The sequence below is a fragment of the Oceanivirga salmonicida genome, assembly GCF_001517915.1.
GTDB classification, from domain to species: Bacteria; Fusobacteriota; Fusobacteriia; order Fusobacteriales; family Leptotrichiaceae; genus Oceanivirga; species Oceanivirga salmonicida.
In genome coordinates this window covers 1-13,075 of record NZ_LOQI01000046.1, presented here as the reverse complement: position 1 = coordinate 13,075, position 13,075 = coordinate 1, and the positions used below count along the sequence as shown (strand labels likewise).

Here is a 13,075-nt window from a genome sequence, read left to right as displayed (position 1 = left end):
AACTAATAATAATATTAAAGATGTTTTAATACCAATATAAACAATTATAAAATACAATAAGTATATAAAAAAAAAGTAAACAAATAATAATATTAAAAATGAGATAAATAATATTGTTTTACTATGAATCATATTAACTCCTCCTTAATTTTAAGAGTTATATCCAAGGTATACTCCAACAACTACACTAGCAATAAAAATAGCTGTAGTAATAATTGACTCCCAAATAAATTTAAAGTTTTTCATAATTTACTACCTCCCATAATTTTCATTTTTTAACCCTAATTTTAACAACTAATTATATTAATATATATAAAAATTTAAAAACTTCTGTAGCATTTTGTGTAAATTATTTTTAAATCCCTTAATTTCTAATATTATAACCCCTTTTTTAAAAATATCAACCCATCGCCATTTTTCTAATAATTACAATGGATATAAATTTTTAATTAAACTTTTAAAACCAAAAAAAATGAGTAGAATTTTTTTTTATTCTTTACTCATCTCTCTTTTTTTTTTATAAAATTAATATAACAAATTTACTTGATAATATAGGGTGTTGCATATCAAACTTTATTCTACATTTTTTTGTTATTATTTGACTTTTAACATTTTCATTATATAATTATTATTGAAAAGGGGTAATTAATCATGTTTGAAATAAATGAACATGAATTATTCGAATACGATGGTGGTACAATTATTACTACAGCTATTTTTATTGCTAGTGTAGGTGTTGGAGTATACCTTGGATATAACTCTTAAAATTAAGGAGGAGTTAATATGATTAATAGTAAAACAATATTATTTATCTCATTTTTAATATTATTATTTGTTGACTTGTTTTTTATATACTTAATGTATTTTAAAAATGTTTATATAGGTAATAAAACAACATTAATATTATTATTAGGTACTGCTTCTACTTCATTATCTGTAGTAACTACCTTAGTATCTAAAAATTAATAAAAAAAGTGAGTAGAATTTTTTTTAAAATTCTTTACTCGCCTCTCTTTTTTTGTAAAATATAAACGCTAAACCAATTTACAAAAAGAGTACTCTATATACTCTAAATCTACTTTCTTTCAATTAGAAATTGGGAAAACTTTATCTTTTCAATCTACTTAAAATATCATTTATATTTCGCTCATCTTCAATTTTGCTAATAGCAAAACTTTTATTTCCTGCATCCTTTATTGACGAGCCAATATGATAACAACTACTCTCATCTAGTATTATAAATCTATCGTGGAATGTATCTATCAGATGAACTGATAAATTATGATATTGTTGATTAAATTTCTTTATATCATTTTTAGTTAAATTACTTTTTTTAGTTGCGTGAATATCAACTTTTACTCCGTCTTTCTTTTTAGCAAGTATATTAAGTGTATCTACACCAACATAGTTATCTATCAAAATAATGCTACTATTAGCTTGCTTAACTATATCTACAAGCAAAGAAAATGCATCATAGATTTGTCCATTGAAGAATATTTTTTGTGATACTTCTTTACTACTTGCAATATAATTAAATACTTGCTCAAATTTTTTATCAGTAGTTTTTTGATATCACAATTTGTGATATCAAAACTTTATATTCTTCATCAGTTAGTCTAAACATAAATTTTTCTGGAAATCTTTTTATGTTTCTTTTTACAGCTTGATTTAAAACTCTTGTTTCTACTTGATAAAGCATCGCCAAATCACTATCAAGCATTACTTGTTTACCTCTAATTGTATAAATAAGATTTTTAATATTATCAGTTTTTATTTCTATAAGATTATTATCCATTTTTTCACCTTTTTTCGTAAATATCCACTCATTATATTTTACCTTTATTTTTAATTTTTTCAATTCTTTTTCAATAACTTCTTCTGTACTAAATCCATTTTGATGCTCCATTAACTCTAATTTTTAATACTGCAAACATTTCAGCTCTTTTTAATGCTTCTAATGCAGAGTAATCTTTCACATAATAGTTTATGATGAAAATAAGGCATCTCCTGCCCCAACTGTGTTTACAACATTTTATTATACAACACTTTTATATTTAAAACAAAAAAAATTTAGCAAAATTAATTGCTAAATTTTATTTTATTTATCTATTTAATCTTCTTTTACTTGTTCCAAATCCTTTATATTTTTTAACTGCTAAATGCGAATCGATTTGTTTAATTAAATCAACTGCAACACCAACTAAAATTATTAAACTTGTACCACCTAACATAACAGGTAAATTAACTACATAACCAAACCATATATTAGGTAATATACCTAATACTGCTAGAAATACTGCTGTACCATAAGTTATAGTTGTTACTATACTTTCTAAATAATCAGCCGTTTCTCTTCCTGCTCTTTTTAATGGTAATGTTCCTCCAGTTTGTTTCAAACTATCAGCAATTTTATCTGGATCAAATACTATTGCTGTATAGAAGAATGAAAATGCTATAATTAATACTACCATTATTGATAAGTAAAGCCAACCTGTTTGTCCTAATATTCTACCCCAAAAAGCTTGTTTTTCAGGATTTTTAATAAATGATACTATAACTGCAGGTATTGCCATAAGCATAGATGCAAAAATTATTGGCATAACTCCTGCTGTATTAATTTTAATTGGTAAAAATGTTTTCTTACCAACTGAACTTGGACCTTGTCCAAATCCTCTACTTGATTTTCCAACATACTGTATAGGTATTCTTCTTTCACCTAATTGTATTATTACCATTATTACTATAATAGCAATAAATAATAATACTGAGGCTGATAATAATAAATTCCCTCTTGTATTTCCGAATAAACTTGTACCCATTCTATAAGCAACTCTTGGTAGATTAGATACTATATTTAGGAAAATTAACATAGATGTTCCGTTTCCTATTCCTTTTATAGATATTCTTTCTGCTAACCACATTAAAAATGCTGCTCCACCTGTCATAAGTGCTGTAGATGTTATTAAGAAAGTAACTCCAGGTTCTATTACTATATTTTGCGATTGTAATAATACTGCCGCAAAGAAAGATTGAGCAATAGCTATTGCTATAGCCAAATATCTAGTCCATTGTGTTATTTGCTCTCTTTGTTTTCCGCCTTCTTTTTGCATTTCTTCTATTTTAGGATATAAAACTCCTAATAATTGGAATACTATTGAAGCATTAATATATGGTGTTATTCCCAAAGAAAATATCGATGCTTGCTGTATAGCTCCTCCTGAAAATAAGTCTAAAAATTGAGCTAGTGGATTATTAATAAATTGCGAAAATAATCCCACATTTATTCCTGGAACAGGAATTTGTATACCTATTCTAGCAACTAAGAACATTAAAAGGGTAAAAGTTACTCTTCTTCTTAATTCTCTTACATTAAGTATAGAATTAAATCTAGTTTTAATAGCTTCAAATAATGTCAATATAATCACTCCTTAAATATAGGAAAAAAGTAAGTTAAACTTACTTGTCCTAATCTTCTTTTTTGTTATTAGAAGCAGTATTTGAATAAGACTTTATTCCTAATAATTCTACTGTTCCTCCAGCTTTTTCTATTAATTCTTTAGCTGTTTTTGAAATTTTTTCAACTTTAAAGTTTAATTTTTTAGTTATTTCATATTGACCTATAACTTTTAATAAACTTGTGTATTCTCTACCGTCTGTTCCATTTTGATTCAATATAAATCCTGGGTTTTTTACTATGTTTTTTTCAACTAATGTAGATAAAGAAACTGTCTCTCCGTCTTCAAATTTTTCAACTATATCTTTTAAATTCAATACAATGAAATCTTTTTTAAATGGAGAATTTGAGAATCCTCTTTTAGGTATTCTTCTAACTAATGGCATTTGTCCACCTTCAAAAGCAGCAGAAACATAATTTCCTGATCTTTGCTTTTGACCGTTATGACCTTTACCAGCTGTTTTTCCCCAACCAGTTCCGTGTCCTCTACCTATTCTTTTCTTTTCTTTTCTAACATTAGCAGATTTTAATTCGTTTAAGTTCATATTATTGAACCTCCTCTACTTTTAATAAATAAGAAACTAATTTTATTTTTCCTTTTATATCATCTGTTAAATTATGTTCTACACTATGATTAATTTTCTTTAACCCTAGTGATTTTACAGTTGTGATATGGTTAGGCTTTCTCCCATTAATTCCTTTTATAAGTGTTATTTTTACTCTAGACATTAATTTTCCTCCTAGCCTTATCTTATTATTTCATCTATTGTTTTTCCTCTTAATTTAGCAACTTCTTCAATAGATCTTAATTTTGTCAATCCATCTATTGTAGCTCTTGCTATATTATCTTTATTTCTTGACCCTCTTATTTTTGTAAGTACATCAGTTACACCAACTAATTCAAGAAGTTCTCTAGTTGCAGATCCTGCAATTACTCCTGTCCCTTCTGTTGCTGGTTTCAATAATACAGTTGTTGCATTAAATTTACCAATTTGTTCATGAGGTAATGTTCCACCTTTTAATGAAACAGTAACCATGCTCTTTTTAGCAACTGCTAATGCTTTTTTAATTGCATCAGGTACACCATTTGCTTTCCCTAATCCAATTCCAACTTTACCTTTTCCGTCTCCAACAGCTGCTAATACAGAGAATGAAATTCTTCTTCCTCCTTTAACTGTTTTTGATACTCTACTTATTCTTAAAAGACTTTCTTTATATTCACTCGTCTTAATTTCCTTAGCCAAAATAAATCCTCCTTATCCTTAGAATTTCAATCCTGCTTCTCTTGCAGCATCAGCTAAAGCCTTAACTCTACCTGTATAAATATAACCACTTCTATCAAATACAACAGTTTCAATTCCTTTTTCTAGTGCTTTTTTAGCTATTCTTTCACCAATAATTTTAGCTGCTTCTAAGTTAGATCCAACTTTAACCTTAGCATCTTTATCTATTGTTGATGCAGTTACTAAAGTAACACCTTTTGTGTCATCTATAATTTGAGCAAAAATATTATTTAAACTTCTGTAAACAGAAAGTCTAGGTCTTTGCTCAGTACCATTAACTTTGTTTCTAATACTTTTATGTTTCTTTACTCTTAATTTTTGTCTATCAACTTTTTTAAACATAAGCTACCCTATCCTTTCTTTCCTTCTTTTCTTCTAATAATTTCATCAGCATACTTAACACCTTTTCCTTTATATGGTTCAGGTGGTCTCTTAGATCTAATGTTTGCTGCTATTTGCCCTACTAATTGTTTATCAATACCTTCAATAGTTATTTTATTATTTCCTTGAACAGTAAAATTAATACCTTCTACTTCTCCTACTTCTATTGGATGAGAATAACCTAATGCTAATGTTAATCCTTTACCATTTGCTTGTACTCTATATCCAACCCCTATAAGTTCTAATTTTTTAGTAAATCCTTGGCTTACACCAACTATCATATTATTTAAATTAGCACGTGTAGTTCCATGTAAAGCTCTTATAGCTGGTAATTCACTATTTCTTTCACAAGTAATTTCGTTACCTTCTACTTTTATAACTATTTCGCTAGATAATTCTCTTGTTAAAGTTCCTTTTGGTCCTTTAACAGTATATATATTTCCATCGTTAGTAATTTCCACACCTTGTGGTATAACGATAGTTTTTTTACCTACTCTTGACATTTTTCCTCCTTAGCATTTATTTCCGCAATGTTGATTACCAAACGTAACAAAGTACCTCTCCACCAACACTGTGCTTTCTGCATTCTTTATCAGTTAAAACTCCCTTAGGTGTAGAAATAATTGCTATTCCTAATCCACCTAAAACTTTTGGTAAGTTTTCTACTGAACTATAAACTCTTCTTCCAGGTTTAGATATTCTTTTTAACCCTTTAACAACGGCTTCACCGTCAACGAACTTTAAAGAAACAACTATATCTTTTTTGCTTCCTTCTTCTTTTATTTCAAAATCAACTATATAACCTTCATTTTTTAAAATGTTTGCCATGCTTTCCTTTATTTTAGAATATGGAATTGATACTAAACTATGTTTAGCTGAGTTTGCATTTCTAATTCTTGTAAGCATATCTGCAATAGGATCTGTTAAGTTCATATTGTCCTCCTCTCAAATTTTACCAGCTTGATTTTTGTACACCAGGTATTACACCTTCTCCAGCAAGCTTTCTAAACATAACTCTTGATATACCGAATTCTCTCATATATCCTCTTGGTCTACCATTTACTTGGCATCTGTTTCTTAATCTTGTTGGTGATGCATTTCTTGGTAATTTTTGCAATTCAAGAACTGCTTCCCTATCACCTTTTTTTATTCTAGCCTTTAACTCTGCTCTTTTAGCAGCATATTTATCAACTATTTTCTCTCTTTTTAAATTCTTTTGAACCATAGCTACTTTAGCCATTAAATATACCTCCTACTATTTTACAAACGGCATTCCGAATGCTCTAAGTAATGCTCTTCCTTGTTCATCATTTTTTGCTGATGTTACGATAGTAACACCTAATCCTAAAACTTTATCTACTTTATCAATTTCAATTTCAGGGAATACTATTTGTTCTTTAATTCCTAAAGTATAATTTCCTCTTCCATCAAAAGCTTTATTTGATACACCTTCAAAATCTCTAACTCTTGGAAGTGCGATACTTACTAATCTATCTAAAAATTCATACATTTTTTCTTTTCTTAAAGTAACACTTACTCCAATTTTTTGACCTTCTCTTAATTTAAAACCTGCTTCTGATTTTCTAGCTGCTCTTGGTAAAGGTTGTTGTCCTGTAATTTGTGCTAATTGTTTAATACCTTCTTCTATTAATTTAGTATTATTTACTGCTTCACCTATACCCATATTTACTACTATTTTTTCAAGTTTTGGTACTTCCATTATATTCTTTAATCCTAATTCTTTCATTAAATTAGATATTATTTCTTCATTATATTTTTTTTGTAATCTTGGAATATATTTTTCTGCCATTTAGTATCCTCCTTTCCTATATTTCTTTTCCAGAAACAACAGATATTCTGACTTTTTTTCCATCTTTTATTTCATATCTTACTCTTGTTCCTTTTTTTGCTTCTGAATCCCATAACATAACTTTTGATGCAAATATAGGTACTTCTTTTTCCACAATCTCACCTTGTGTGTTCACTTGTGTAGGTTTCATATGCTTTTTCTTAACATTTACACCTTCAACAACTATTTTACCTGTCTTAGGGAATACTTTTAAAACTTTAGCAACTTTTCCTTTATCCCCATATTGACCAGATTTTTCACTTCTTAGTTCTTTATTCGATCTTCCACTAATTACTACTACTGTATCTCCAGTTTTTACATGTAATTTTCTTGGAACTGATTTTATTTTTGATTTAATCATTATCTAAGACCCCTTCCTACAGTACTTCTGGAGCTAATGAAACTATTTTCATAAAATTCTTAGCTCTCAATTCTCTTGCAACAGGTCCAAAAATTCTTGTTCCTTTAATTTCTAATGCTGCATTTAAAATAACTGCTGCATTATCATCAAATTTTATATATGAACCGTCTTGTCTTTTTATTTCTTTTCTTGTTCTAACGATTACCGCTTTAACAACGTCACCTTTTTTTACATTCCCATTAGGGATAGCTTCTTTTACAGATGCAACAACTAGATCTCCTATACTACCAAATCTTCTTCTAGATCCACCTAGTACCCTTATAACCATTATTTTCTTAGCACCTGTATTGTCTGCAACGTTTAGTATTGTTTGTTGTTGAACCACTACAGTTCCTCCTCTCACTCACTACTTAGCTTTTTCAATTACTTTAACTAATCTCCAAGTTTTATCTTTACTTAAAGGTCTAGTTTCCATAATTCTAACTTTGTCTCCTACTTTACATTCATTATTTTCATCGTGTGCTTTGTATCTTTTAGAAAATTTAACTCTCTTTTTATATAACTTATGTAGTTTCATTGTTTCTTCAACTACTACAATCGTTTTATCCATTTTATCAGAAACAACTACACCTTCTCTGATTTTTCTTTCGTTTCTTTCCACAACGAAACCTCCTATTTCTTCTCAGTTAATATTGTCTTTATTCTTGCAATATCTCTTCTTACTGTTTTTATTTTTGCAGTGTTTTGCAATTGACCTAATGTCTTTTGTAGTTTTAAATTGAACAATTCTAACTTTAACTCTTTTTCCTTAGTCTCTAATTGCTCAACCGATAATTCTTTTACTTCTTTAGCTGTCATTAGTTTTCACCACCTACTTCTTTTCTTACGAACTTAACTTTTATAGGTAATTTGTGTCCAGCTTTTCTTAAAGCTTCCTTAGCTTTTTCTTCACTAACTCCACCAACTTCAAATAAGATTTTACCAGTTTTAACAACTGCTACCCAACCTTCTGTATTACCTTTACCTTTACCCATTCTTGTTCCTTCTGGTCTTTTAGTATAAGGTTTGTCAGGAAATATTCTTATCCAAATTTTACCTTCTCTTTTAAAAGTTCTGTTAATAGTAATACGGCATGCTTCTATTTGTCTTGATGTTATCCATCCAAACTCTTTAGCTGCTAATCCATAATCACCAAAATCTACTTTATTTCCCTTAGTTGCAATTCCACCAATTTTACCTCTGAATTGCTTTCTATATTTAGTTCTCTTAGGTATTAACATTATTTGTTTCCTCCTTCCTTAGTTGGAAGTACTTCACCATTAAATATCCATACTTTAATTCCTAATGCTCCATAAGTTGTTTGTGCTGTTGCTGTTGCATAATCTATGTCTGCTCTTAAAGTATGTAAAGGTACTCTACCAGATAATGTCCATTCAGATCTTGCGATTTCCGCACCATTTAATCTTCCTGATACCATTATTTTTATACCTTTAACGCCAGATTTTTCTGCTCTTTGTATAGCTTGTTGCATAGCTCTTTTATATGCCACACGTTTTTCAACTGCTGTCGCAATACTTTCAGCTACTAATTGAGCGTCTTTATTAGGATTTTTAACTTCTAATGCTTTCGCATTTACCTTTTTACCTGTCATTTTTTCAAGTTTTGCTCTTAAAGCTTCTATTTCTTGACCTTTTCTACCTATTAATATACCAGCTTTAGCTGTTTCTATTATTACAGTTACTTCTGTTTCTGAATTTCTTTCAATGTATATGTTTGAAATACCTGCATGGTAATAATTTTTCTTTATATAATCTTTTATTTTTAAATCTTCATGAAAATTGTTTAAGTATTCTTTTCCTTCTGCAAACCAACTAGAATTCCATGTCTTTACTATCCCAATTCTTAGTCCCCTAGGATCTACTTTTTGTCCCACAGTTTACCTCCTATGCTTCTATATTTCTTTCATCAACTTCTACAGTTATATGTGCTAATGGTTTTCTAATAACATCCGCTCTACCCATCGCTCTTGGATTCATTCTTTTAAGAACTGGTCCTTTATCTATTAAAATCTTTGATACATACAATTTATTTACATCCATACCGAAATTATGTTCGGCATTTGCTATTGCTGATCTTAATACTTTTTCAATTAATGGAGCTGCTTTTTTATTAGTAAATCTTAAAATATTTAATGCTTCTTCTGCATTTTTACCTCTAACTATATCTGCAACTAGTCTTGCTTTTTGCGGACTTAATCTTTGGTAAGTTAACTTAGCGTATGCTGCCATGTCTATCTCCTTTCAGATTTCCTATTTTTTCTTATCTTTTTTATCTTTTCCATGACCATAGAAAGTTCTTGTTGGTGCGAACTCTCCAAGTTTGTGTCCTATCATTTCATCAGTTACATAAACAGGTATATGTTTTTTACCATTATACACTGCAAATGTGTAACCTATAAATTGAGGGAATATTGTTGATCTTCTTGACCATGTTTTAATAACTTGTTTTTTTTCTCCCATTTGTTCTACTTTTTTTAATAAGTGTAAATCAACAAAAGGTCCTTTTTTTAATGAACGAGCCATTTTTCCTCCTTTATTTCATTATATTACTGTTATTTCTTTCTTTTTCTTACTATGAACTTATCGCTATTTTTCTTACCTCTAGTTTTCTTCCCAAGAGTTGGTTTACCCCAAGGTGTAACTGGTGATTTTCTACCGATAGGAGATCTTCCTTCTCCTCCTCCGTGTGGGTGATCCACAGGATTCATTACTGATCCTCTAACATGAGGTTTTCTTCCTAAGTGTCTATTTCTTCCAGCTTTTCCTAATGAAACTAATGAATGCTCTGAATTTCCAACTGTTCCTACAGTTGCCATACATTCCTTATGTATTAGTCTTAATTCTCCTGATGGTAATTCAACGTGACAATATGTTCCTTCTTTTGCAACTAATCTTGCAGAAGTTCCAGCAGATCTTGCTAATTGTCCACCTCTACCAGGTATTAATTCTAAATTATGTATTTGTGTCCCTATTGGTAAATCTTTAAGTTTTAAAGCATTTCCTGGTTTGATTTCTGCATCATTTCCAGCTAATACTGTATCACCTTTTTTTAATCCATTAGGCGCTAAAATATATCTTTTTTCTCCATCAACATAATGCAATAAAGCTATATTGGCTGTTCTATTTGGATCATATTCAATAGTTGCAACCTTTGCAGGTATTCCTATTTTATTTCTTTTCCAATCTATAATTCTGTATAATCTCTTATGTCCTTTATGTCTATTTCTTCCTGTTCTGTGACCATAATTATCAATCCCGTAAGATGAATTTAATGGTTCTACTAACGATTTTTCAGGTCTAACTTTGTCTAGTTCTTTGTTAACTAGTATAGACATATGCCGAGTCCCACTAGTAACTGGCTTTAATTTTCTAATAGGCATATCACTTTCCTCCTCTAATATTTATTAAACCTATAATTCTACATACACTATCTCGTGTGTCTATCATTATTGTTCTACAACAAAAAATATTATACCATATTTTTTTATAAAATTCTAGTATTATTTTATGATAGATGCAATTTTTTTTTGCATCTACCATAATTTTATTTGTTTTAATTTATTTATTATACTTCTTCATATGCTGCTATTTTTTCACCTTCAGCTAATTTAACTATAGCTTTTTTATATCCAGGCACTTTATAAACAGATAATCTTGATCTACCAGCTTTTGGTTTTACATTTAAAGTATTTACTGAAACAACTTTTACTGAGAATAAAGTTTCTACAGCATTTTTTATTTCTAATTTATTTGCTCTTCTATCAACTATAAATACAAATTCATTATTTTCTGCTAATACTCTAGCTTTTTCTGTATTTAAAATTGGTTTTTTAATTATATCATATATTCTCATACTCATTACGCTAGCACCTCCTCAAGTGTTTCAAGAGCTTCTTTAGTTATAACTATTTTCTCACTCTTTAATAACCAATAAACACTTATTTCGTTAGGCATTAATGTAAAAGTATCTCTTATATTTCTAACTGATAAGTATAAGTTATAATCCTTATCTTCTATAAAATCATTAACTATGAATAATTTCTTTTCTCCATCAAAACTCAATTTCTTAGTAAATTCAGTATAAGTTTTTGTTTTAGGCATTTCTAATGCATATTCATCTAATACTATTACTTGTCCAGCTTGAATTCTTGCTGCAAGAGCAGATCTTAAAGCTAATTTTCTTACTTTTTTATTTACTTTTTTATCATATGATCTAGGTTTAGGACCAAAAGTAACTCCTCCACCTACCATATGTGGTGCTCTTGTAGAACCTTGTCTTGCTCTACCAGTTCCTTTTTGTCTAAAAGGTTTTCTTCCACCACCAGAAACTTCTCCTCTTGTTTTAGTCGAAGCAGTTCCTTGTCTTATTTCTGCAAGTTCTGCAGTTAATACTTCGTGCATTACATGTTCGTTTGGTGTTATACCAAATATAGCTTCGTTTAAAGATATTGTTCCTGCACTAGAACCATCTAATTTATATACATTTAAATCTAATGACATTTTCTAACTCCTTCCACTTATTTTTTAATTGATTTCTTAATTACTAGGTATCCATTTTTAGCACCTGGTACTGCACCTTTTACTAATAAAAGATTGTTTTCAACATCAAATTTAACAACTCTTAAATTTTGAACAGTAACATTTTCGTTACCCATTCTTCCAGCCATTTTTTTACCTTTAGGTACATTACTATTTGATGCTGCTCCACCAGCATTTGATCCTCCAAGTCTATGGTTTCTAGAAACTCCATGAGTTGCTCTATTTCCACCAAAGTTATGTCTTTTCATAACACCAGCAGTCCCTTTACCTTTTGAAACACCTTGTATGTCAACAAATTCTATACCTTCAAGTGAAGCTACATTTAATTCTTGACCCAATTCATATCCATCAACTGAATTTACGTGGAATTCCTTAGTTAGTCTTTGTGGACTAATTCCAGCTTTTTTGAAAACACCCATTTTAGGTTTGTTTACTAATTTTTCTCTTTTTTCTCCAGTTGCTAATGCTACTGCATTATAACCTTCTTTTTCTACTGTTTTTATTTGAACAACGAAGTTTGATTTAACCTCTACTACTGTAACAGGTATTAATTTTTCATTTTCAAATACTTGTGTCATTCCTATTTTTTTTCCTAATAACATTCTTATTTCCTCCTTAATATATTGGTTGAGCTTTTACCCAACTTGTATCAAAGTGTTTTAACACACATTTATTTTTGTTTAATTTCTATTCCAACTCCTGATGGCAAGCTTAGTGAACCTAAGGCTGTCATTATTTGTTGACTAGAATTGTCTATTTCAATAAATCTTCTATGAATTCTCATTTCAAATTGTTCTCTTGAATCTTTATTAACATGTACAGATCTTAATACTGTATATTTTTTGATTTTAGTTGGTAAAGGCATTGGTCCTGTTATTTCAGATCCAGCTTTCTTTACAACTTCTGCAATCTTTTTAGCAGATTGATCTAACAATTTGTGATCGTAAGATTGAAGATGTATTCTTAATTTGTTTTCCAAATTTTTTCCTCCCTACTTAGTTATAGAAGGGTACAAAAGTACCCTTTTCTACTTTAATGTTTTCAAAATATATTTAAATGTTTATTTATTTTTTGATTTCTGAAACTACTCCTGATGCTACTGTTCTTCCACCTTCTCTTATAGCAAATCTTAATCCTGGTTCCATTGCT

26 protein-coding genes are annotated in these 13,075 nt (G+C 29.2%); 1 reads left to right on the top strand and 25 read right to left on the bottom strand.

Going from position 1 to position 13,075, the window contains the following annotated elements:
- The first annotated feature begins 783 nt into the window (after window positions 1-783).
- Entirely contained in the window at window positions 784-966 is a 183-nt protein-coding gene (locus AWT72_RS06105; RefSeq protein WP_067142380.1) for a hypothetical protein, read from the top strand.
- Window positions 967-1,107: 141 nt separating this feature from the next.
- On the opposite strand, the gene AWT72_RS09695 is transcribed toward AWT72_RS06105, so the two are convergent.
- From AWT72_RS09695 to AWT72_RS09255, 25 genes are all read right to left on the bottom strand, one after another.
- A complete protein-coding gene (locus AWT72_RS09695) occupies window positions 1,108-1,461 on the bottom strand; it encodes a hypothetical protein (RefSeq protein ID WP_067142377.1) in 354 nt (117 codons plus the stop codon).
- A gap of 94 nt (window positions 1,462-1,555) precedes the next feature.
- A complete protein-coding gene (locus AWT72_RS09690; RefSeq protein ID WP_067142374.1) occupies window positions 1,556-1,906 on the bottom strand; it encodes an ORF6N domain-containing protein in 351 nt (116 codons plus the stop codon).
- 196 nt (window positions 1,907-2,102) lie between these two features.
- A complete protein-coding gene (gene secY / locus AWT72_RS06090; protein WP_067142371.1) occupies window positions 2,103-3,416 on the bottom strand; it encodes a preprotein translocase subunit SecY in 1,314 nt (437 codons plus the stop codon).
- Between the two features lie 49 nt (window positions 3,417-3,465).
- A complete protein-coding gene (rplO, locus tag AWT72_RS06085) occupies window positions 3,466-3,999 on the bottom strand; it encodes a 50S ribosomal protein L15 (protein ID WP_067142368.1) in 534 nt (177 codons plus the stop codon).
- Window position 4,000: 1 nt separating this feature from the next.
- Complete coding sequence (gene rpmD / locus AWT72_RS06080; protein ID WP_067142365.1) at window positions 4,001-4,183, bottom strand: 50S ribosomal protein L30; 183 nt, start codon at window positions 4,181-4,183, stop codon at window positions 4,001-4,003.
- Window positions 4,184-4,200: 17 nt separating this feature from the next.
- Window positions 4,201-4,698 (bottom strand): 30S ribosomal protein S5, encoded by a 498-nt coding sequence (rpsE, locus tag AWT72_RS06075; RefSeq protein ID WP_067142362.1) that lies wholly within the window; start codon window positions 4,696-4,698, stop codon window positions 4,201-4,203.
- Between the two features lie 18 nt (window positions 4,699-4,716).
- A complete protein-coding gene (gene rplR / locus AWT72_RS06070) occupies window positions 4,717-5,079 on the bottom strand; it encodes a 50S ribosomal protein L18 (protein ID WP_067142358.1) in 363 nt (120 codons plus the stop codon).
- An 8-nt stretch (window positions 5,080-5,087) separates the two neighbouring features.
- On the bottom strand, window positions 5,088-5,621 hold the full coding sequence (gene rplF, locus AWT72_RS06065; protein ID WP_067142355.1) for a 50S ribosomal protein L6: 534 nt from the start codon (window positions 5,619-5,621) through the stop codon (window positions 5,088-5,090).
- Between the two features lie 34 nt (window positions 5,622-5,655).
- On the bottom strand, window positions 5,656-6,051 hold the full coding sequence (rpsH, locus tag AWT72_RS06060) for a 30S ribosomal protein S8 (RefSeq protein ID WP_067142352.1): 396 nt from the start codon (window positions 6,049-6,051) through the stop codon (window positions 5,656-5,658).
- A 19-nt stretch (window positions 6,052-6,070) separates the two neighbouring features.
- The gene (rpsN, locus tag AWT72_RS06055; protein WP_067142349.1) at window positions 6,071-6,358 is read right to left on the bottom strand and encodes a 30S ribosomal protein S14; all 288 of its coding nucleotides are present in this window, start codon (window positions 6,356-6,358) and stop codon (window positions 6,071-6,073) included.
- Between the two features lie 15 nt (window positions 6,359-6,373).
- On the bottom strand, window positions 6,374-6,928 hold the full coding sequence (gene rplE / locus AWT72_RS06050; RefSeq protein ID WP_067142347.1) for a 50S ribosomal protein L5: 555 nt from the start codon (window positions 6,926-6,928) through the stop codon (window positions 6,374-6,376).
- Window positions 6,929-6,944: 16 nt separating this feature from the next.
- Window positions 6,945-7,328 (bottom strand): 50S ribosomal protein L24, encoded by a 384-nt coding sequence (gene rplX / locus AWT72_RS06045; RefSeq protein WP_067142344.1) that lies wholly within the window; start codon window positions 7,326-7,328, stop codon window positions 6,945-6,947.
- A 16-nt stretch (window positions 7,329-7,344) separates the two neighbouring features.
- The gene (gene rplN / locus AWT72_RS06040; RefSeq protein WP_067142341.1) at window positions 7,345-7,713 is read right to left on the bottom strand and encodes a 50S ribosomal protein L14; all 369 of its coding nucleotides are present in this window, start codon (window positions 7,711-7,713) and stop codon (window positions 7,345-7,347) included.
- A 21-nt stretch (window positions 7,714-7,734) separates the two neighbouring features.
- Window positions 7,735-7,989 (bottom strand): 30S ribosomal protein S17, encoded by a 255-nt coding sequence (gene rpsQ / locus AWT72_RS06035; RefSeq protein ID WP_067142338.1) that lies wholly within the window; start codon window positions 7,987-7,989, stop codon window positions 7,735-7,737.
- Window positions 7,990-8,000: 11 nt separating this feature from the next.
- Entirely contained in the window at window positions 8,001-8,186 is a 186-nt protein-coding gene (rpmC, locus tag AWT72_RS06030) for a 50S ribosomal protein L29 (protein WP_067142335.1), read from the bottom strand.
- Window positions 8,186-8,608 (bottom strand): 50S ribosomal protein L16, encoded by a 423-nt coding sequence (rplP, locus tag AWT72_RS06025; protein ID WP_067142332.1) that lies wholly within the window; start codon window positions 8,606-8,608, stop codon window positions 8,186-8,188. The genes rpmC and rplP overlap by 1 nt, the downstream gene beginning before the upstream one ends.
- Window positions 8,608-9,261 carry a 30S ribosomal protein S3 gene (gene rpsC / locus AWT72_RS06020; protein ID WP_067142329.1) on the bottom strand — a complete coding sequence of 218 codons (654 nt, stop codon included), beginning with the start codon at window positions 9,259-9,261 and terminating at the stop codon, window positions 8,608-8,610. The genes rplP and rpsC overlap by 1 nt, the downstream gene beginning before the upstream one ends.
- 10 nt (window positions 9,262-9,271) lie before the next feature.
- On the bottom strand, window positions 9,272-9,616 hold the full coding sequence (rplV, locus tag AWT72_RS06015) for a 50S ribosomal protein L22 (protein WP_067142326.1): 345 nt from the start codon (window positions 9,614-9,616) through the stop codon (window positions 9,272-9,274).
- A 21-nt stretch (window positions 9,617-9,637) separates the two neighbouring features.
- Complete coding sequence (rpsS, locus tag AWT72_RS06010; RefSeq protein ID WP_067142323.1) at window positions 9,638-9,910, bottom strand: 30S ribosomal protein S19; 273 nt, start codon at window positions 9,908-9,910, stop codon at window positions 9,638-9,640.
- Between the two features lie 29 nt (window positions 9,911-9,939).
- A complete protein-coding gene (gene rplB, locus AWT72_RS06005; RefSeq protein WP_067142320.1) occupies window positions 9,940-10,767 on the bottom strand; it encodes a 50S ribosomal protein L2 in 828 nt (275 codons plus the stop codon).
- A 185-nt stretch (window positions 10,768-10,952) separates the two neighbouring features.
- Window positions 10,953-11,240 carry a 50S ribosomal protein L23 gene (rplW, locus tag AWT72_RS06000; RefSeq protein ID WP_067142383.1) on the bottom strand — a complete coding sequence of 96 codons (288 nt, stop codon included), beginning with the start codon at window positions 11,238-11,240 and terminating at the stop codon, window positions 10,953-10,955.
- A gap of 5 nt (window positions 11,241-11,245) precedes the next feature.
- Window positions 11,246-11,887: a 50S ribosomal protein L4 gene (rplD, locus tag AWT72_RS05995; RefSeq protein WP_067142317.1), complete on the bottom strand. Its 642-nt coding sequence runs from the start codon at window positions 11,885-11,887 to the stop codon at window positions 11,246-11,248.
- A 17-nt stretch (window positions 11,888-11,904) separates the two neighbouring features.
- Window positions 11,905-12,534, bottom strand: coding sequence for a 50S ribosomal protein L3 (gene rplC, locus AWT72_RS05990; RefSeq protein ID WP_231501469.1), 630 nt, complete (start codon window positions 12,532-12,534; stop codon window positions 11,905-11,907).
- Window positions 12,535-12,596: 62 nt separating this feature from the next.
- Window positions 12,597-12,905: a 30S ribosomal protein S10 gene (rpsJ, locus tag AWT72_RS05985; protein WP_067142312.1), complete on the bottom strand. Its 309-nt coding sequence runs from the start codon at window positions 12,903-12,905 to the stop codon at window positions 12,597-12,599.
- An 85-nt stretch (window positions 12,906-12,990) separates the two neighbouring features.
- Window positions 12,991-13,075, bottom strand: an 85-nt coding sequence (locus AWT72_RS09255; protein ID WP_197407621.1) for an EF-Tu C-terminal domain-related protein, incomplete at its 5' end; no start/stop codon positions are given.